The sequence below is a fragment of the Seonamhaeicola sp. ABD4_340 genome, from assembly GCF_056312135.1.
Window position 1 is genome coordinate 665,333 of sequence record NZ_CM149981.1, and the last position, 18,561, is coordinate 683,893.

The 18,561-nt window shown below is 33.3% G+C and carries 17 protein-coding genes; 11 read left to right on the top strand and 6 right to left on the bottom strand.

The genetic code is table 11. From position 1 onward, the window contains the following. The first annotated feature begins 47 nt into the window (after nt 1-47). Nucleotides 48-497, top strand: a complete 450-nt coding sequence (locus tag ACYX4H_RS02975) for a hypothetical protein (RefSeq protein ID WP_476237713.1) — start codon at nt 48-50, stop codon at nt 495-497. Next, entirely contained in the window at nt 494-1,912 is a 1,419-nt protein-coding gene (locus ACYX4H_RS02980) for a T9SS type A sorting domain-containing protein (protein ID WP_476237714.1), read from the top strand. The genes ACYX4H_RS02975 and ACYX4H_RS02980 overlap by 4 nt, the downstream gene beginning before the upstream one ends. On the opposite strand, the gene ACYX4H_RS02985 is transcribed toward ACYX4H_RS02980, so the two are convergent. The 3 genes from ACYX4H_RS02985 to ACYX4H_RS02995 form a co-directional block, all read right to left on the bottom strand. After that, entirely contained in the window at nt 1,909-2,430 is a 522-nt protein-coding gene (locus ACYX4H_RS02985; RefSeq protein WP_475295689.1) for a DUF4136 domain-containing protein, read from the bottom strand. The genes ACYX4H_RS02980 and ACYX4H_RS02985 overlap by 4 nt on opposite strands. Before the next feature lie 81 nt (nt 2,431-2,511). Further along, entirely contained in the window at nt 2,512-3,510 is a 999-nt protein-coding gene (gene obgE, locus ACYX4H_RS02990; RefSeq protein ID WP_475295690.1) for a GTPase ObgE, read from the bottom strand. Nucleotides 3,511-3,586: 76 nt separating this feature from the next. Then, nucleotides 3,587-4,696, bottom strand: a complete 1,110-nt coding sequence (locus ACYX4H_RS02995; protein ID WP_476237716.1) for an adenylate kinase — start codon at nt 4,694-4,696, stop codon at nt 3,587-3,589. Between the two features lie 138 nt (nt 4,697-4,834). On the opposite strand from ACYX4H_RS02995, the gene ACYX4H_RS03000 reads away from it, so the two are divergent. From ACYX4H_RS03000 to ACYX4H_RS03020, 5 genes are all read left to right on the top strand, one after another. Beyond that, nucleotides 4,835-5,989: a 5-(carboxyamino)imidazole ribonucleotide synthase gene (locus ACYX4H_RS03000; protein WP_476237717.1), complete on the top strand. Its 1,155-nt coding sequence runs from the start codon at nt 4,835-4,837 to the stop codon at nt 5,987-5,989. Between the two features lie 66 nt (nt 5,990-6,055). Next, complete coding sequence (gene purE / locus ACYX4H_RS03005) at nt 6,056-6,535, top strand: 5-(carboxyamino)imidazole ribonucleotide mutase (RefSeq protein ID WP_475295693.1); 480 nt, start codon at nt 6,056-6,058, stop codon at nt 6,533-6,535. 156 nt (nt 6,536-6,691) lie between these two features. Further along, nucleotides 6,692-8,734 (top strand): M3 family metallopeptidase, encoded by a 2,043-nt coding sequence (locus tag ACYX4H_RS03010; RefSeq protein WP_476237719.1) that lies wholly within the window; start codon nt 6,692-6,694, stop codon nt 8,732-8,734. Between the two features lie 84 nt (nt 8,735-8,818). Next, entirely contained in the window at nt 8,819-9,370 is a 552-nt protein-coding gene (locus ACYX4H_RS03015; RefSeq protein ID WP_475295695.1) for a sigma-70 family RNA polymerase sigma factor, read from the top strand. Between the two features lie 11 nt (nt 9,371-9,381). Further along, nucleotides 9,382-9,642 (top strand): hypothetical protein, encoded by a 261-nt coding sequence (locus ACYX4H_RS03020; RefSeq protein ID WP_476237720.1) that lies wholly within the window; start codon nt 9,382-9,384, stop codon nt 9,640-9,642. On the opposite strand, the gene ACYX4H_RS03025 is transcribed toward ACYX4H_RS03020, so the two are convergent. Further along, the gene (locus ACYX4H_RS03025) at nt 9,639-10,475 is read right to left on the bottom strand and encodes a UbiA prenyltransferase family protein (RefSeq protein ID WP_476237722.1); all 837 of its coding nucleotides are present in this window, start codon (nt 10,473-10,475) and stop codon (nt 9,639-9,641) included. The two genes, ACYX4H_RS03020 and ACYX4H_RS03025, sit on opposite strands and share 4 nt — an antisense overlap. Nucleotides 10,476-10,595: 120 nt before the next feature. On the opposite strand from ACYX4H_RS03025, the gene gcvP reads away from it, so the two are divergent. The 4 genes from gcvP to ACYX4H_RS03045 all read left to right on the top strand — a co-directional run bounded on the left by gcvP (nt 10,596) and on the right by ACYX4H_RS03045 (nt 16,025). Then, the gene (gcvP, locus tag ACYX4H_RS03030) at nt 10,596-13,445 is read left to right on the top strand and encodes an aminomethyl-transferring glycine dehydrogenase (RefSeq protein ID WP_476237723.1); all 2,850 of its coding nucleotides are present in this window, start codon (nt 10,596-10,598) and stop codon (nt 13,443-13,445) included. A 93-nt stretch (nt 13,446-13,538) separates the two neighbouring features. Further along, nucleotides 13,539-14,597: a 3-oxoacyl-ACP synthase III family protein gene (locus tag ACYX4H_RS03035; protein ID WP_476237725.1), complete on the top strand. Its 1,059-nt coding sequence runs from the start codon at nt 13,539-13,541 to the stop codon at nt 14,595-14,597. Between the two features lie 2 nt (nt 14,598-14,599). Further along, nucleotides 14,600-15,127 carry a class I SAM-dependent methyltransferase gene (locus tag ACYX4H_RS03040; RefSeq protein WP_476237727.1) on the top strand — a complete coding sequence of 176 codons (528 nt, stop codon included), beginning with the start codon at nt 14,600-14,602 and terminating at the stop codon, nt 15,125-15,127. A gap of 49 nt (nt 15,128-15,176) precedes the next feature. After that, nucleotides 15,177-16,025, top strand: a complete 849-nt coding sequence (locus tag ACYX4H_RS03045) for a glycosyltransferase family 2 protein (protein WP_476237729.1) — start codon at nt 15,177-15,179, stop codon at nt 16,023-16,025. 60 nt (nt 16,026-16,085) lie between these two features. Here ACYX4H_RS03045 and ACYX4H_RS03050 read toward each other — a convergent pair whose 3' ends face one another. Further along, nucleotides 16,086-16,892: a DNA/RNA non-specific endonuclease gene (locus ACYX4H_RS03050; RefSeq protein ID WP_476237731.1), complete on the bottom strand. Its 807-nt coding sequence runs from the start codon at nt 16,890-16,892 to the stop codon at nt 16,086-16,088. Nucleotide 16,893: 1 nt separating this feature from the next. Then, the gene (gene pafA, locus ACYX4H_RS03055) at nt 16,894-18,516 is read right to left on the bottom strand and encodes an alkaline phosphatase PafA (protein ID WP_476237733.1); all 1,623 of its coding nucleotides are present in this window, start codon (nt 18,514-18,516) and stop codon (nt 16,894-16,896) included. Nucleotides 18,517-18,561 lie beyond the last annotated feature (45 nt).

The following is an 18,561-nucleotide window of genomic DNA, read 5'->3' on the forward strand; positions in this document are numbered from 1 at the left end:
TTATGCAACGCCCCACAATATTATGTCTTCTTTTTTTAACCGTATGCTTGTTATTAAACTTAACGGCATGTGCAAGTAAAAATATAGAACCACCAACCCTTACCAAAAGCGGCAAACCCAAATTGCTTTTTATAAATTTTAATATAACACAAAGCAAAAACAGAAAACATATTACTTTAATTAATAAAATTGAAACCGAAGGTACACTTAAACAAAATAGCCTTTTAAAAAATGGTAAACAAGGCGATTTACTTTGCAGTTTACTAAACAAACAAGGGCGCATGCTTGAACAATTCAGCATAAAAAATCCGCTTGAAAAGCACATGGAATATATTAACCATGATAAACAACTGCAAACAAAACATGTTCAGTTAAAAAAATCTTCGTTTACTATTCGCATTCCTGCTTATGCTAACGTGTATTATTTAAGTGTTTCTGAAATTGATGCTTCAAACAAGAAAACAAAACCATTAATTAAAACTAAAATTAACCAGTGAAATATCTGCTACATATCATTGTAATATTGGTGAGTTTTGCATCTGCTTTTGCTCAAACTTTTGATGTTGAAGCCATAAAAATAACTGGTGATAATAACAAACGTATAAACTTAGTTATTTTAAGTGACGGCTACCAAACTACCGAGTTAAACACTTTTATTACAGATGCTACAAACTTTAGTGATTACCTTTTTAGCCAATCGCCTTATTTAGAATATGCTAATTATTTTAATGTATATGCTATAAAAGTACCTTCAAATGAAAGTGGTGCAGACCACCCAGGAACAGGTAGCGCTAATCATGAATCTGGTTGGCCCGTGCCCACACAAATGGTAGACACATATTTTAATGCAACTTATGATGCCTTTGGAAATCATTTTTTATTGTATTATGAAATTGATGGATTTAGCGCTAATAATACCCAAGCCAAAATAGAAACTGTTTTAGCTAACAACTTCCCAACTTATGATCAAGCACTTATACTTGTAAACTCGCCCTATTATGGCGGTAGTGGTGGTAAATTTCCAATGGCTTCAACCGGTACAAGTTCATTAGAAATTGCTGTTCATGAATTAGGGCATTCACTTTTTGATTTAAAAGACGAATATTATCCTGGAGATATATTGGCTGCTGAGGCCATAAATATGACACAAGAAACCAACCCTAATACCGTAAAATGGAAAAACTGGATGGGTACAAACAATATTGGCATACACCAGCATACAGGCAGTGGCAATGCTTCAATGTGGTACAAACCAAGACATGCCGAATGTAAAATGGAAGTTTTAAACAAACCTTTTTGTGCTGTTTGTAAAGAAGGTATGATTGAAAAAATTCATAGCCTCATCTCTCCTATTGATTCTTTCAACCCAGAAACAACAACTCTTGAGGCTTTAAATTTTCCGCTTAATTTTCAGCTTAATTTAATAAAACCTATACCTAACACTTTAGAAAGTGTATGGACACTTAACAACGTTAATTATGCCAACAATGTTGATGATGTTTCTATTACTGAAACTAATTTAAATGAAGGCAGCAACACCCTTTCTGTAACCGTTACAGATAATTCTAATATGCTAAAGGTAGATAACCACGAAACATTTCATATTTACAATGTAAACTGGACTATTAATTACAGTGCTTTGGGTACTGAAACTATTACTAGCAACAAAAACACCTTTAAAATAAGCATGTTTCCTAACCCAACTAATAATTTTTTAAATTTTACAATTGAAAGTATTAACAGCCAAAAATTACGCATAGTTTTAAACACAATTGATGGCAAACAAATTACATCTAAAAAGCTAAATACCTCAACACAAATCAACACAAGTCATTTACAAACAGGAATTTACATTGCTAATATTTATGCAAATAATATACTTATTGCAAGTAAAAAAGTAGTAAAACATTAAGGTTTTGGCGGATAACCAGCTAAAATTTTATCGGTAATAGCTTTTAAGCGCGTTTCTCTGTTTTCAGGTGTTGCATTAGGATTAAAACTAGATTCGCTAACAGCTTGCCAAAACAAACCAATGCCTTTTTCATCAACAAAATCAACTGTAATTTGTCGGTTTACATTAGGTTGCCCAATAGGTATACCAATTGAAACGCCACCACCAACATTACGGCCGCCGCCACCTAAACCTACGCCTACACGTTGCCTTGGGGCGCCTTGAAATTCAGCACTTTTTATATCAATTAAAAAATCGGGGTTTTCAGAAATTGAAAAACCTAATGTGGTCATTTTAGCATCAAAAGCATCTAAAAAACGTTTAGTGTCTAACGCACTTAAACCGGTTTTCATATCTCCAAAATACTGATAGGTTTTGTATTTTGAAAAATTAGTAGTGCGTTCATAATCATAATTCACCTTAATGGGTGCGCAACCTACTATTAAAAATATAAACAGAAGTAATTGTAAATGTTTCATTGTTAGCTAATTTTTAATTTAAAGATAATCAAAAATTATTCCAATGAGTTTTTGTTTTAAATTGAAATGAATTCTTGCCCACTAATCATTCAACATTTTCCAAAGTGTATCTTTTAACTCGGTGATGCCCTTTTGCGCTACCGATGAGATAAACATGTATGGAATTGGCAAATTATTATCAAGCTCTTGCTTCATTTCAGCTTTAAGTTCATCATCTAACATATCACTTTTAGAAATAGCAATAAAACGCTCTTTATCTAACATTTCGGGGTTGTAGCGCCTTAATTCATCTAATAAAATATCATATTGTTTTTTAATATCATCGGCATCGGCCGGAATTAAAAACAATAATACCGAGTTGCGTTCAATATGACGAAGAAAATAATGCCCAAGCCCTTTACCTTCAGCAGCACCTTCAATAATACCCGGAATATCGGCCATTACAAAGGTTTGATAGTCTCGGTATTTTACAATGCCTAAATTAGGTTTTAGGGTTGTAAACTCATAATCGGCTATTTTAGGTTTAGCAGATGTTATTACAGATAATAATGTAGATTTTCCGGCATTTGGGAAACCTACTAAACCAACATCGGCTAAAACCTTAAGCTCAATAGTAACATACTTTTCTTGCGTAGGCATACCTGGTTGCGCATAGCGTGGTGTTTGGTTTGTAGACGATTTAAAATGCCAATTACCTAAACCACCTTTACCGCCTTCTACAATAATTTTTTCTTGCGCATGTTCTGTAATTTCAAAAAGGATGTTATTGGTTTCGGTATCTCTAACAACGGTTCCTAAAGGTACATCAATATACACATCTTCACCATCGGCACCTGTGCTTCTACTTTTACTACCGTGTTCTCCATGGCCAGCACGTATGTGTTTTTTAAATTTTAAGTGTAATAATGTCCATAAGTTTTCATTACCACGAATAATTACGTGCCCACCACGGCCACCATCGCCACCATCTGGCCCGCCTTTTTCAATATATTTTTCTCTGTGTAAGTGCGCAGAACCTTGTCCGCCTTTACCAGAGCATACATACATTTTTACATAATCTACAAAATTTCCTTCTGTCATTTGTCTAGTTTATTTGTTTTGCGTTAAGTCGTTTAGTCGTATATTCACTTTAAACAACTAAACAAATAAACGTTTACTATAAGGCGTCTATTACCGTACTTAAACGTTTTGTAATATCTTCTATACTGCCAACACCATCAACGCCGTAATATTTATTTTGTGCAGAGTAATAATCTTTTAAAATGGCTGTTTTATTGTAATATTCTTTAATTCTATTTCTAATAATAGACTCATCGGCATCATCTGCTCTTCCGCTAGTTTTACCTCTTTCAAGTAAACGTTTTACTAAAACTTCGTCATCAACTTCAAGCGCTATCATGGCATTTATTGCAGAATCTTTAGAATCCATTAAGTTATCTAAAGCTTGCGCTTGAGCATTTGTACGCGGAAAACCGTCAAAAATAAAACCATTTGCATCGGCATTTTTTTCAACTTCAGCATTTAACATGTCTATAGTTACTTGATCTGGCACTAACGCTCCTTTATCAATGTATGATTTTGCAAGCATTCCAAGAGCTGTTTCGTTTTTAATATTAAACCTAAAAACATCGCCTGTTGAAATATGAACTAAGTTATATTTTTCTTTTAAGAAGTTTGCTTGTGTTCCTTTACCTGCACCTGGAGGGCCAAATAGCACTAAATTTGTCATGTGTTGTGTTTCTTTTATTTGATATATTTCTGGTAAATCTCTACCTAAGTTATCGTAGTCTAAGCCATAGCCAACAATAAATTTATTAGGTATTTCTATACCAACATAATGTAATTTAAAATCTTTTTTATAAGCTTCGGGTTTGTAAAAAAGCGTTGCAATTTTTAATGCTTTAACCTTTTCATTTTGAAAAATACGGTGTACTTCGGCTAAGGTATTTCCTGTATCAATAATATCTTCTAAAATTACTACAGTACGCCCTGTTAAATCTTGCGTTAAACCTATTAAACGCTGTATATCTTCGGTAGATTTTACACCTTCATAAGATGCTAATTTAATAAACGTAACCTCGCAAGCCTTTGGGTATTTTTTCACAAAATCACTTGTAAACATAAAAGAACCATTCAAAATTCCAATAAAAACAGGTATTTCGTCTCCTAAATCGTTTGCTACTTCTTTAACCAGTCTATCAATTGCTGTATCAATTTGATTTGCAGTAATAAACGGTTTAAAATATTTGTTATGTAATTTTACCACCTTAAACGTATTTTTAAAGCTGCAAAGATAATTAAATGATTTACGTTTTTAGGCTTTTGAATTACGTTTTAGAATCCTTTTTTTAATATTTAAGTGTATTTTTGCATAACTTTAATACGTTTCATAAAAAAAACATGAATGAACTACTTCTCTTCTAACTTTAAACTAGGTATTTTAGGTGGCGGTCAATTAGGTAAAATGCTACTTTACAACACAAGAAAGTTTGATATACAAACCAATGTAATGGATGCTAGCCCTGAAGCACCAAGCAAACTAGCTTGTAACAATTTTACACTTGGTGATTTAATGGATTATGATGCCGTTTTTAACTTTGGAAAACACGTTGATGTATTAACTATTGAAATTGAAAATGTAAATGTTGATGCTTTAGAAGCTTTAGAAAAAACAGGTATAAAAGTTTACCCAGCAGCAAAAACACTGCGCACCATACAAAATAAAGCAAAGCAAAAATTGTTTTACGTTGATAACAACATACCAACAGCCCCATTTACACGTTTTGCTTATACTTCTGAAATAGAAGAAGCTATTAATCATGGCGGATTAACATTACCTTTTGTTTGGAAAAGTGCCCAATTTGGGTATGATGGCCAAGGCGTAAAAATTGTTAAAACGCTTAATGATTTACAAAACCTACCAAACGTAGAATGTATTGCCGAAACATTGGTGCCATTTAAAAACGAATTAGCTGTTATTGTTGCTCGTAGTGCTAACGGTGAGGTTAAAACTTACCCAGTGGTTGAAATGGAATTTCACCCAGAAGCCAACCAAGTTGAGTACGTAATTTGTCCGGCTAGAATTGATGATAATGTAGCAAAAAAAGCTAAAGATGTGGCTTTAAAAGTATCTAAAGCATTCAATCACGTAGGCCTTTTAGCGGTTGAAATGTTTCAAACTGAAAATGATGACATTTTGGTAAATGAAGTTGCCCCAAGACCACACAACTCTGGGCACCAAACCATTGAGGCTAGTTACACATCGCAATTTGAACAGCATATACGTGCCATTTTAAATTTACCGCTTGGTAGAACCGACAGTAAAGTTGGTGGCGTTATGGTAAACCTTGTTGGTGCCGAAGGTTATACTGGTAATGTAATTTACCAAAACATTGAAACTATCATGAAAATGGATGGTGTAACACCACACATTTACGGTAAAAAAGAAACCAGACCATTTAGAAAAATGGGCCATGTTACTATTGTAAATGAAGATTTAAATGAAGCCAGACGTATTGCTGAAGACGTAAAAAAATCTATTAAAGTAATAAGCGAATAAATAATATTTAAAACTAAATATAAACTTTAAAATTTGGTTTTTTCAAAATTATAAATTTCAAAATTTATGAGTAAAATAGGCGTAATTATGGGAAGTAAAAGTGATCTTCCTGTTATGCAAGATGCCATAGACATCTTAAAAGGGTTTGATATTGAAGTTGAAGTAGATATAGTATCTGCACACCGCACACCCGAAAAATTATTTGACTACGGAAAAAATGCCCACACACGCGGCTTTTCAGTAATAATAGCAGGTGCTGGTGGTGCTGCTCATTTACCAGGTATGATAGCCTCATTATCGCCTTTACCTGTAATTGGCGTGCCTGTAAAAAGCAGTAATTCAATTGATGGTTGGGATTCTGTTTTATCTATTTTACAAATGCCAGGTGGTGTACCTGTGGCTACAGTTGCATTAAACGGTGCTAAAAATGCTGGTATTCTAGCTGCACAAATTATTGGAGCGCATGATACTTGTGTTTTAGATAAAATTATAGCCTATAAAGAAGGCTTAAAAATTAAAGTAAACGAATCTGCTAAAGATTTATAGCCATAAAAAAACCTCGAATAAAAATTCGAGGTTTTCAAGCTATTAACATATAATCCTTATGAGTTAGTCACTCGCAAAAATCTGTCGGGTGCAAATATAAAACTTTTTTTTATTATGCATGCATAATAATTAAACTTTAACATTTCATTATAAATTATGTCATACAAAATATTACTTGAAACGTTTAATACGCCATACAATACAGCACCTTTTTCTAAAATTGAAGACAGTTATTACCTTCCTGCCTTTAAAGAAGCTATAGAAAATGCTAAAGCCGAAATTGATGCCATAATTAATAATACTGAAGCGCCATCTTTTAAAAATACCATTGAAGCTTTAGATTTTTCAGGTGAACAATTAGATAGAATTTCAAGTATATTTTTCAATTTAAATTCTGCAGAAACTAATGAGGCTATTCAAAAAATAGCTCAAGAAGTTTCACCTTTACTTTCAGAATTTAGTAACGATATCACGTTAAACCAAGCTCTATTTCAACGTGTAAAAACCGTTTATAACGCCAAAAACACCTCAAACTTAACTATTGAACAGCAAACGCTGCTTGACAAAAAATACAAAAGTTTTTCTAGAAATGGCGCTAATCTTTCAGATGATAAAAAAGAAACTTTAAGAGCTATTGACAAAGAGCTTAGTAAATTAAAACTTAAATTTGGTGAAAATGTATTGGCAGAAACCAATGCCTTTGAAATGTTAATTACAAATGAAAAAGACTTAAGTGGTTTACCCGATGGCACAATTGAAGCTGCAAAACAGTTAGCCGAAAGTAAACAAAAAGAAGGCTGGCTTTTCACTTTAGATTACCCTAGCTACATACCTTTTGTAACCTATGCAGATAACCGAGAACTGCGTAAAAAAATAAGTTTAGCCGCCGGTAGCAAAGGTTTTAAAAATAATGATTTAAACAATCAAGATATTGTTTTAAACCTTGTAAAACTTAGGCACCAACGCGCAAACCTTTTAGGTTACAAAACCCACGCCCATTTTGTTTTAGAAGAACGTATGGCACAAACACCCGAAAATGTCACTAATTTTCTTAATGAATTATTAGAAAAAGCAAAACCTGCCGCCACTAACGAGTTTGAAAACCTTCAAAATTTTGCTAAAAATATAGATGGCATTGAGCAACTTCAAAAATGGGACGGTGCTTATTATGCTGAAAAATTAAAACAAAAACTTTTTAGTTTAGATGACGAAAAACTAAAACCTTATTTTAAATTAGAAAATGTAATTGAAGGCGCATTTACAATTGCCAAAAAATTATTCAACTTACATTTTGAAGAAATAAATAGTATTGATAAATATCATAAAGACGTTTTAACATACAAAGTAAGCAACACTAATGGCGATTATATTGCCATACTTTACGCCGATTTTTTCCCAAGATCAGGAAAAAGAAACGGTGCGTGGATGACAGTTTACAAACCACAGTACATTAAAAATAATGAAAACTCTAGGCCACATATATCTATAGTTTGCAACTTTACAAAACCAACAAAAAGCAAACCATCACTCCTTACTTTTAACGAAGTAACCACGTTGTTTCATGAATTTGGTCATGCGCTACACGGTATGTTAGCCAACACAACTTACCAAAGTTTATCGGGCACAAGTGTATTTTGGGATTTTGTTGAATTACCAAGCCAAATAATGGAAAATTGGTGTTTTGAAAAAGAAGCTTTAGAGTTATTTGCAACTCATTATGAAACTGGCGAGGTTATTCCAATGGATTTAGTAGAAAAAATTAAAGCCTCGGCTACATTTCATGAAGGCATGCAAACCTTACGCCAGTTAAGTTTTAGCCTATTAGATATGAGTTGGCACGGTGGTGATTCTCCAGAATCAATAACATCTGTAAAAGCGCATGAAAATAAGGCATTTAGCAACACAAAACTATATCCTGATGTTGAAGAAAATTGTATGAGCACAGCCTTTGCACACATTTTTCAAGGCGGCTATTCTTCGGGCTACTACAGTTATAAATGGGCCGAAGTTTTAGATGCTGATGCTTTTGAATATTTTAAACAAGAAGGTATTTTTAACACAAAAGTAGCCAACAAATTCAAAGACCATGTTTTAAGCAAAGGTGGTACCGAAAACCCAATGACGCTATACAAACGCTTTAGAGGGCAAGAGCCTAAACCTGAAGCTTTATTAAAGCGTGCAGGATTAATTAAAAAATAAATGTTTTTATTGAATGTATTAATATTTACAACTTAAAACGGTTTCATTTTTTTATTTTACTTTTGATAAAAGAAAACATGCAATATGCCCAACCATCAAATTAATCCGAATAATTGGATCGATTTATATTCCGACTATCTCTACAATTACACCATTACCCGTGTAAATGATAAAGACATAGCGAAAGACCTTGTGCAAGATACTTTTCTGGCGGGCTTAAAATCAATGAAAAACTTTAAAGGCGAAGCCAGTGAACGCACTTGGCTTATTAGTATTCTTAAAAGAAAAATAATTGACTATTACCGAAAAATTAATTCTAACAAAGGTAAAGCCGAAGTTAGAATGAATTATAACGACGCTGAAAGTGAAGGCGATTGGTTAGAAGAACGCGTAGCAGATCCGTTTGACAAAACAGCCGAAGATGATATGCAAAACAATGAACTTGGTGAAGCCATACATAATTGCTTAGGCAAATTACCCAGTAAGCAAGCCAATGTTTTTAAAATGAAAACCATTTTAGGCTATGAAACCGAAACCATTTGTAATGAATTAAACATAACACCGTCTAATTTATGGGTAATTATTCACAGAGCACGTACTGCTATGGCCGATTGCCTAGAAAAAAACTGGTTTTAACAATGGAAAATATGAAGAAGAGCTTTTTATTTGTAAGCTGTGATAAAGCGCAACATTTATGCGACAAAGCACAATATAATGAGGCTAGTTTATTTGATAAAATAAAACTTAACCTAAGACTTACATGGTGCCACGTTACAAGAGCCTATTACAAACGCAACACAAAACTAACCCAAAAAATAAACGAAGCTAATGTTGATTGCTTAACTCCAGAAAGCAAAGAAAACATGAAAAAAGAGCTTGAAAATGCTATAAAAAAACAGGCCAATTAACTTGATAATATAACTAATATTATAACCCATAAAACAGGTATTCCTTCAACCCAAAACGCACTGTAATATTTTGTTTGCTCCTTTTTTGAAAACAACAAAAAAAGCAACGTAATCAATAAAACAACACATAAAGTAAGTGTATGCATTAATTGTTTTTCGGTTTTAAAAACCTCTAAAACAGCTATAAAAAACAACAGGAATACGCCTATTATTTTGGTGCGCTTTACTCCTATTCTCTGTGGTATTGTAGATAGCTTAACACTATCAAACTGTAAATCTCTAATTTCAAAAGGAAACATTAAAACTATAATGTAAATAAAGCGTTGTGCAACTATTAAAATAACATTTATAGTAACATCAAAAGAGGTATTAACAACGGGTAAAAAAACCGTAACTCCTGCCCAAACCAAGGCTATTAAATAAATTTTTAAGCCACCAATACTTCGTAAATTTTGTTGCTTATCAATAAACAAATGTTTTGGTAAAAATGGTATAGCATAAAAAAAAGTAACAACACCAAAACAAGCAATACACACAAGAGTTTCTGGTTGTAACTTACCGCCGTAATAACACATAGAAACAAAACAGAAAAACGAAAACACCTGTATAGCCTTTAACCAACTTGCTAAACGCCTATGATGGAATTTTGCCATACCAAAAAACTTCACAAAATTATAACCTGTAATAGTAGCAAAAAATAAAAACAACAATAACACAACATCAATAGAAAAACCCAACTCAATTTGTGTTACAACAGACAAAGCACACACAGACAAAGCCACATGAATACTACTATTTATATAAAAATTTAAAAGCTGTTTAAAATATTGCATCAAACAAAAATAATTAAACTGTTAACAACAGCTTCAAATAGTTAAAAACTTTCCGTTTTCTGCAACAAAACCCTTTAAATTTTACTTATTTTTGCGAATTATTTAACAATTTGAAATTAAATGAACACAAACGCTTTTGCTTTACGTCATATTGGTCCGAGTGAAACAGACCAACAAGAAATGCTTAACGCCCTTGGCTTAGAGTCTTTAGATCAGTTAATTTACGAAACGCTTCCAGACGATATTCGTTTAAAAAAACCTCTAAATTTAGACGAGCCAATGACCGAGCATGAGTATTTACTTCATATTCATGATGTTTCAAAAAAGAATAAAGCTTACAAAACATACATTGGTTTAGGTTACCACCCAACCGTTATGCCTGCTGTAATTCAGCGTAACGTTTTAGAAAATCCGGGTTGGTACACCGCCTATACGCCCTATCAAGCAGAAATTGCCCAAGGCCGTTTAGAGGCACTTTTAAATTTTCAAACCATGGTCATTGAGCTTACTGGTATGGAAATTGCCAATGCCTCATTATTAGATGAAAGTACTGCAGCTGCCGAAGCTATGAGCCTACTTTTTGCCGTTAGAGAACGCTCTCAAAAAAAAGCAGGTATCAACAAATTTTTTGTTTCTGAAAATATTTTACCTCAAACACTTTCATTGTTAGAAACAAGGGCAAACCCCATTGGTATAGAATTGGTTGTAGGTAATGAAGATACTTTTGATTTTTCTTCTGAATTTTTTGGTGCTATTTTACAATATCCGGGAAGAGACGGCCAAATAACCAACATTAAATCGTTTATTGAAAAAGCAAAAAGCACACAAATTAAAGTAGCTGTAGCTGCCGATATTTTAAGCTTAGTAAAACTAGAAGCGCCCGGTCATTTTGGTGCCGATGTTGTTGTAGGTACTACACAGCGTTTTGGTATTCCCATGGGTTATGGTGGTCCACACGCAGCTTATTTTGCTACAAAAGAGGCGTTTAAACGTGATATTCCTGGGCGTATTATTGGTGTAACTAAAGACGCCAATGGAAACAGAGCGCTAAGAATGGCTTTACAAACCCGCGAACAGCATATTAAAAGAGACAGAGCTACATCAAACATTTGTACTGCACAAGTTTTACTAGCTGTAATGGCCGGTATGTATGCCGTTTTTCACGGGCCAAAAGGCTTAAAATTTATAGCCAACAAAGTGCATAATAAAGCATCTAAATTAGCCGAAGTTTTAGAAACACTTGGTTACAATCAGGTAAATTCATCGTTTTTTGATACGCTTCAAATAAAAACGAAAGCTATCAAAATAAAAAAGATTGCTACAAAGAAAAAAGTAAACCTTTGTTACCCAGATAAAAATACGGTTACCATTTCTATAAATGAAACCACATCAATTCGAGATATAAACTATTTAATTAGTGTTTTTGCCGAGGCTGCAAACAAAAAACCTATTATAATTTCTGAAGTAGCACAAGCTAATAACATTGAAACTTCGGTTAAAAGAACAACGCCATTTTTAGAATTAGAAGTGTTTAACAAACACCATTCTGAAACACAATTGATGCGTTACATAAAAACATTAGAGCGTAAAGATTTATCATTAAACCACTCTATGATTTCATTAGGTTCTTGTACAATGAAATTAAATGCTGCAGCCGAAATGCTACCATTAAGTTGGTTTAAATGGGGCAATATACACCCTTTTGCTCCTAAAAAACAGGCACGCGGCTACAGAAAAGTGTTAAAAGCGCTAGAAAATCAGCTTACTGAAATTACAGGTTTTGCAGCCACATCATTACAGCCAAACTCTGGTGCTCAAGGTGAATTTGCAGGTTTAATGGTAATAAAAGCATACCATGAATCTCGTAATGATCATCATAGAAATATTTGCTTAATTCCATCATCTGCACACGGAACAAATCCTGCAAGTGCCGTTATGGCAGGCATGAAAGTTGTAGTAACAAAAGCTACTGAAGAAGGTAATATTGATGTTGAAGATTTAAGAGAAAAAGCCATTAAGCATAAAGATAATTTGGCAGCTTTAATGGTTACATATCCTTCTACACATGGTGTGTTTGAATCTGCTATTAAAGAAATAACGCAAATAATTCATGATAATGGCGGACAGGTTTATATGGACGGTGCCAACATGAATGCCCAAGTAGGACTTACAAATCCGGGTAGCATAGGTGCCGATGTTTGTCACCTTAACCTTCATAAAACATTTGCAATACCGCATGGTGGTGGTGGCCCAGGTGTTGGCCCTATTTGTGTTGCCAAACAGTTAGTGCCGTTTTTACCGGGTAACCCTTTATTTAAAACCGGTGGAGAAAAGGCTATTTCTGCTATTTCGGCTGCGCCTTTTGGTTCTGCTTTAGCTTGTTTAATATCATACGGTTACATAAAAATGTTAGGTACTGAAGGTTTAACACAATCTACCAAAGTAGCTATTTTAAATGCCAACTACATTAAACACAGGTTAGATGGCAATTTTAACACATTATATTCTGGTGAACGCGGTAGAGCCGCCCATGAAATGATTGTAGATTGTAGACCTTTTAAAGCTAATGGTATTGAAGTTACAGATATTGCAAAACGCTTAATGGATTACGGTTTTCATGCACCAACAGTATCATTCCCTGTAGCGGGCACATTAATGATTGAACCTACAGAAAGTGAAAGTAAAGCCGAAATTGATAGATTTTGTGATGCCATGATTTCTATTAAAAACGAAATTGACAATGCCACAAAAGATGACGCCAACAACGTATTAAAAAACGCACCACATACTTTAGATGCAATTACCGCCAATGAGTGGTATTACCCTTACTCTAGAGAAACGGCTGCATTTCCGTTAGATTATCTTAGAGATAATAAATTTTGGCCAACTGTAAGACGTGTTGATGATGCCTACGGAGATAGGAATTTAATATGCTCTTGCGCCCCTATAGAAGACTATATTGAGGCTTAATTTTGCCTGTTGAACGTCGTAATAAAAAAGTAATTAAAATTGCTTTTTTGTTTTTACAAGGTAAATTAGCTTTTTAGTAAACTAAATAGCATTATGAATATTAAAATAACCGGTACAGGCAGCTATATACCTGACACTATTGAAAAAAATGAACGTTTTCATAACCATGAATTTTTAAATACTGATGGCTCTGTTATTAATGCCCCTAATGAGGTTATTGTTGAAAAATTTAAAGCTATCACAGGCATTTCTGAACGTAGGTATGCAAAAAAACATCACACCTCATCAGATTTAGGTTTTTTTGCTGCTGAAAAAGCCATAAAAGATGCCAACATAGACCCTGAAACTATAGATTATATTATTGTAGCACATAACTTTGGCGATGTAAAACACAACACCATTCAAGCTGATATAATTCCATCTTTAGCAACCAGAATTAAACACAGTTTACGTATTAAAAACCCAAAATGCATAGCTTATGATATACTTTTTGGTTGCCCGGGTTGGGTTGAAGGTGTTATACAAGCACAAGCATTTATTAAAGCTGGTATGGCTAAACGATGCTTGGTAATTGGTACAGAAACCTTATCTAGAGTTGTTGATAAACACGATAGAGATGCCATGATTTTTTCAGATGGTGCAGGCGCTACAATTGTTGAAACTACAAATGAAGAAGGCGGTATTTTAGCTCATGAATCAGCAAGTTTCACTTATGATGAAGCCTATTATTTATACTTTGGAAATTCAAACAATCCAGAATTAGATAAAGATACCCGCTACATAAAAATGGAGGGACGCAAAATTTATGAATTTGCACTTTTAAACGTGCCAAAAGCTATGAAAACGTGCTTAGATAATAGCGGTGTTGATATTTCTGAAGTTAAAAAAATATTCATTCACCAAGCCAATGAAAAAATGGATGAAGCTATTTTAAAACGTTTTTACAGACTTTACAGAACCGATATTCCTGATAACGTTATGCCTATGAGCATTCAAAAATTAGGAAACAGTTCGGTAGCAACCGTTCCAACTTTATTTGATTTGGTAAAAAACAACCAACTAGAAAACCATAACATCAACAAAGGCGATGTGGTTATTTTTGCAAGCGTAGGTGCTGGTATGCATATTAATGCCATTGTTTACAAATACTAATAATGTACGAAAAAAGCTTCCCAAACAAACGCTTTAAACACACGTTAACGTTTTTACAAAAACACATAAAAAGCAGCGAAACTATTTTAGATTTAGGTGTTGAAAATCCGTTTTCTGAAATAATGAAAGACAAGGGTTTTTCGGTTACAAATACTAACGGCGAAGATTTAGACGAAGATACAAGGACCCTTATTAACACAAAAACAGACGTAGTTACGGCCTTTGAAATTTTTGAACACTTACTATCACCATACACCGTTTTAAAAAATATAAAAGCAGAAAAACTAGTAGCTAGCGTACCTCTAAAATTATGGTTTTCTTCTGCTTACCGAAGTAAAACAGACATTTGGGATAGACACTACCATGAGTTTGAAGATTGGCAATTTGATTGGTTACTTGAAAAAACTGGCTGGAAAATTATTGATAGCCAAAAATGGACCAATCCAACAAAAAAAATTGGTATTCGCCCCTTGTTACGCTGGTTTACACCTAGATATTACATTGTGTACGCTGAAAGAATACACAAATAAGCTACTTAAAAAACTTGCTGTTTGATTTTTTTATATTGAAATTTATCAAATGAAATTTTATGTTGTAATACCAGCACATAACGAAGAAAGCTCAATTGGTTTAACCTTAAACTCGCTTATTAATCAAACGCTTCAACCCAAGCAAGTTGTTGTTGTAAATGATAATTCTACCGATAAAACTGAAAGTATTGTTGAGGCTTTTGCCAACAAACATCCTTTTATAAAACTTGTCAATTCAAAATCTACCAATCAGCATTTACCTGGAGCAAAAATTATAAACGCTTTTTACAAAGGCTTTAATGTTTTAGATGATGATTATGATGCTATTTGTAAGTTTGATGCAGATTTAATTTTTCCAAATAATTATCTTGAAACTATAGCTTATCATTTTCGTAAAAACCCCAAATTAGGTATGGCAGCGGGCTTTTGTTATATTGAAAAGAATAACGATTGGGTTTTAGAAAACCTTACTAGAAAGGACCACATTCGTGGCGCTCTTAAAACCTATAAAAAAGACTGTTTTTTAGATATAGGAAAACTTAAACCATCAATGGGTTGGGATACTGTTGATGAACTTTTAGCTAAATACTACAATTGGGATATTTTAACTGACGCTTCTTTACATGTAAAACACTTAAAACCAACTGGTATTAGCTACAATAAAGCTTCTAAATACATGCAAGGTGAAGCTATGTACAAAATGCGCTATGGCTTTACAATAACTTGTATTTCTGCATTAAAACTAGCTTACAAAAAGAAAAGTTTCAAATTATTTAAAGATTATATGAGTGGTTTTTTTAAAGCTGCCAAAGAAAAACCAAAACAACTTGTAACGAAACAACAAGGTAAATTTATTAGAAATTTGCGTTGGAACGGTATGCTTGGTAAATTATTTTAAGCCCTTTGCTTTTGACATGCTGAAACAAGTTTATGAAGACAAATAATACCGCTAAGTAAACTAAAAACTCCACCCTTTATAACTTTTAGAGGCTTCTAATTTGTTTTCAATAGTATCGTCTAATTCAGGAAAAAAATTAATGCCTGTTAAATTTTCAATAGTATCAACTGGCACAACAAATTCATATAAAGGTTTGTTAGAATCTTTATGCGGGAATAAAAACGCTATCATTTTAGGGTTACCCGAATCAGCATCAATAAGCACCTTATAAAACTGGTTTGGTACAGACACGTTTTCAGTACCAATAGTTTTCATATTTCCTTTTAAAACACCACCTGTTACCACATAAACACCGTTGTATTTACGTGCCCAATAGCGAACTTTTTGCTCTAGCCTGTTCCAAATTCCAGAATTAAAATCGTGGTTTTGCGGAGTTATATTACTTGTTAAAAAGGTTTCATCATGGGCTTCTTTACTAAAACGCCTATCGGCTGCAGGACATAAGTGTCCGCGATCATATCCTGAATTTTTATAATTACGCCAATGAGCTGCATCGGTTTTTACAGCTTGGTCAATTTCAAAATAAGGTCTTTTAAAATTTGTATTTGAAAGGTGTGATTTTTTCAATTCGTACGCCACCCATTCGGCCTGTTCATGTGTTTCATTATAAGACAAAGAATAATTATTGTGATGAATTATTTGCCCTGTAGTTGATGTTGGTAAAAAATAAGTATTAGTTTCTTTTTTTACTTCGGCTCCTTTATTAACCGTTTTAGTTTTTTCTTCGTCATTTAAAAGGTTTTCATAAGTAAAAACCGCTAAAAGAATAAGTACCGCTAGTATTGAAAAAAATGTTTTTTTACGCATATTATTTTAAAACAAACTGTAATGGTTGCCCTGTTGCACCGTTAGGAAAACTTATACCTAAAAGTGCCGAAACCGTAGGAGCAATATCTGGAATTACTGTTTTTTGTAAAGTTTCTCCATGTTTTATACCATTGCCAAAAAATAATAAAGGCACATGGGTATCATAATTAAAACCACTGCCGTGTGATGTACCTGTGGCTCTGTAATTAATATACCCTGGATAAGGTATTATTAAAACATCTCCAGATTGTTTTTGGTTATAGCCGTTTTGCAAGGTATTTTCAATGCCTTTATCAAATGATGTGGTACTCATGGTAGTTGCCGAAAATACTTTATAAACGTTTTTATATGTAATAAGTTCATTAACCAAGGCTTCCTGAACTTCAGATAATTTTAAACCTAAACTATCAATTTTTTTTCTGTTTAAAAAAACCTGATGATTGCTCACATTTTTAATTAAACCATCAGTTTTAAACTTATGAGCTATAAATGCTTCTAGTTTTGCCTTGGTTTCAGTGTAAGTTAGATAACCCGCGGGAATTTTTACAGATTTTAAATAATTTGGCACATCAACCACTCCATGATCGGCAGTTAAAAATACGGTGTAATTACCCGTTCCTACTTCTTCATCTAAAACTTTAAAAAGGCGATCTAAATCTTTATCTAAACGCAAATATGTGTCTTCAACTTCTTTTGAATTTACCCCAAACCTATGCCCAATATAATCTGTACTTGAAAAACTCACTGTAAGCACATCTGTATCATTATCTTTTCCTAAGGCTTCATTTTTAATAGCTTCAATAGCAAAATCTGCTACTATACTATTGCCGTATGGTGAGTCTTTAAGTATATCATACCCGCCATTTATTAAAAACATTGACTTTAAATCATATGGAAAAGTAGCTTCTTTTTTACCGTTAAATTTACCTTCAAAAGAATTTAAATCGGTACCACTTTCAGTATAAGTATCAATATCATATAGAGTATTCCATTCTTTTAAATATGATTTTACTATACCCGATTTATTAAATTTTTGCACCCATTTTGGTAATGTTTCCATGTAATATGTACTGCTAACAAAATTACCTTCTTTTTTGCCTCTAAACCAATATGCTGCATTAGCTGTATGTCCTGCTGGTAAAATAGCACCTCTGTCTTTAATTGATATGCCTATACTTTTTCCTCGCATTTGAGTAAACAATCTATTTTCATCAGCAAAGGTGGTGGTTTTCATTCTATGCGGAGACATGCGCTCTTTTAAAGAAGTTGTTCCAACAGGCATAACGCTATCATCTTGTGCGCAATATACCATAGCATCAATATATTTATCATACCAATCGTTAGCTATAATACCATGATGTTTTGGTGTTGTTCCTGTATAAATTGAGGCGTGCCCTGGCCCTGTGTAAGTAGGCATGTAATTATAGTGATGGTTTTTACAATTAAAGCCTTCATTAATCATACGCTTAAAACCGCCATTGCCATATTTACTTTCATAACGTGTTAAATAATCATAGCGCATTTGGTCTACAACAATGCCTACTACTAATTTTGTTTTATTGTTTTGAGCCTGCATAAACAAGCTAACAAATACAAGAATTATGATTACTATGCTTCTTTTCATTTTTAATTTAAATATTTTAAGGCATCAAAAATAGTGCTTTTAAAA

What these genes read in the sequence shown, in the direction of transcription:
- ACYX4H_RS02985 (WP_475295689.1), bottom strand. Translation starts at nt 2,430, where the DNA reads ATGAAACATTTACAATTACTTCTGTTTATATTTTTAATAGTAGGTTGC.
- obgE (WP_475295690.1), bottom strand. Translation starts at nt 3,510, where the DNA reads ATGACAGAAGGAAATTTTGTAGATTATGTAAAAATGTATGTATGCTCT.
- ACYX4H_RS03000 (WP_476237717.1), top strand. Translation starts at nt 4,835, where the DNA reads ATGAACTACTTCTCTTCTAACTTTAAACTAGGTATTTTAGGTGGCGGT.
- purE (WP_475295693.1), top strand. Translation starts at nt 6,056, where the DNA reads ATGAGTAAAATAGGCGTAATTATGGGAAGTAAAAGTGATCTTCCTGTT.
- ACYX4H_RS03010 (WP_476237719.1), top strand. Translation starts at nt 6,692, where the DNA reads ATGTCATACAAAATATTACTTGAAACGTTTAATACGCCATACAATACA.
- ACYX4H_RS03015 (WP_475295695.1), top strand. Translation starts at nt 8,819, where the DNA reads ATGCCCAACCATCAAATTAATCCGAATAATTGGATCGATTTATATTCC.
- ACYX4H_RS03020 (WP_476237720.1), top strand. Translation starts at nt 9,382, where the DNA reads ATGAAGAAGAGCTTTTTATTTGTAAGCTGTGATAAAGCGCAACATTTA.
- ACYX4H_RS03025 (WP_476237722.1), bottom strand. Translation starts at nt 10,475, where the DNA reads ATGCAATATTTTAAACAGCTTTTAAATTTTTATATAAATAGTAGTATT.
- gcvP (WP_476237723.1), top strand. Translation starts at nt 10,596, where the DNA reads ATGAACACAAACGCTTTTGCTTTACGTCATATTGGTCCGAGTGAAACA.
- ACYX4H_RS03035 (WP_476237725.1), top strand. Translation starts at nt 13,539, where the DNA reads ATGAATATTAAAATAACCGGTACAGGCAGCTATATACCTGACACTATT.
- ACYX4H_RS03040 (WP_476237727.1), top strand. Translation starts at nt 14,600, where the DNA reads ATGTACGAAAAAAGCTTCCCAAACAAACGCTTTAAACACACGTTAACG.
- ACYX4H_RS03045 (WP_476237729.1), top strand. Translation starts at nt 15,177, where the DNA reads ATGAAATTTTATGTTGTAATACCAGCACATAACGAAGAAAGCTCAATT.
- ACYX4H_RS03050 (WP_476237731.1), bottom strand. Translation starts at nt 16,892, where the DNA reads ATGCGTAAAAAAACATTTTTTTCAATACTAGCGGTACTTATTCTTTTA.
- pafA (WP_476237733.1), bottom strand. Translation starts at nt 18,516, where the DNA reads ATGAAAAGAAGCATAGTAATCATAATTCTTGTATTTGTTAGCTTGTTT.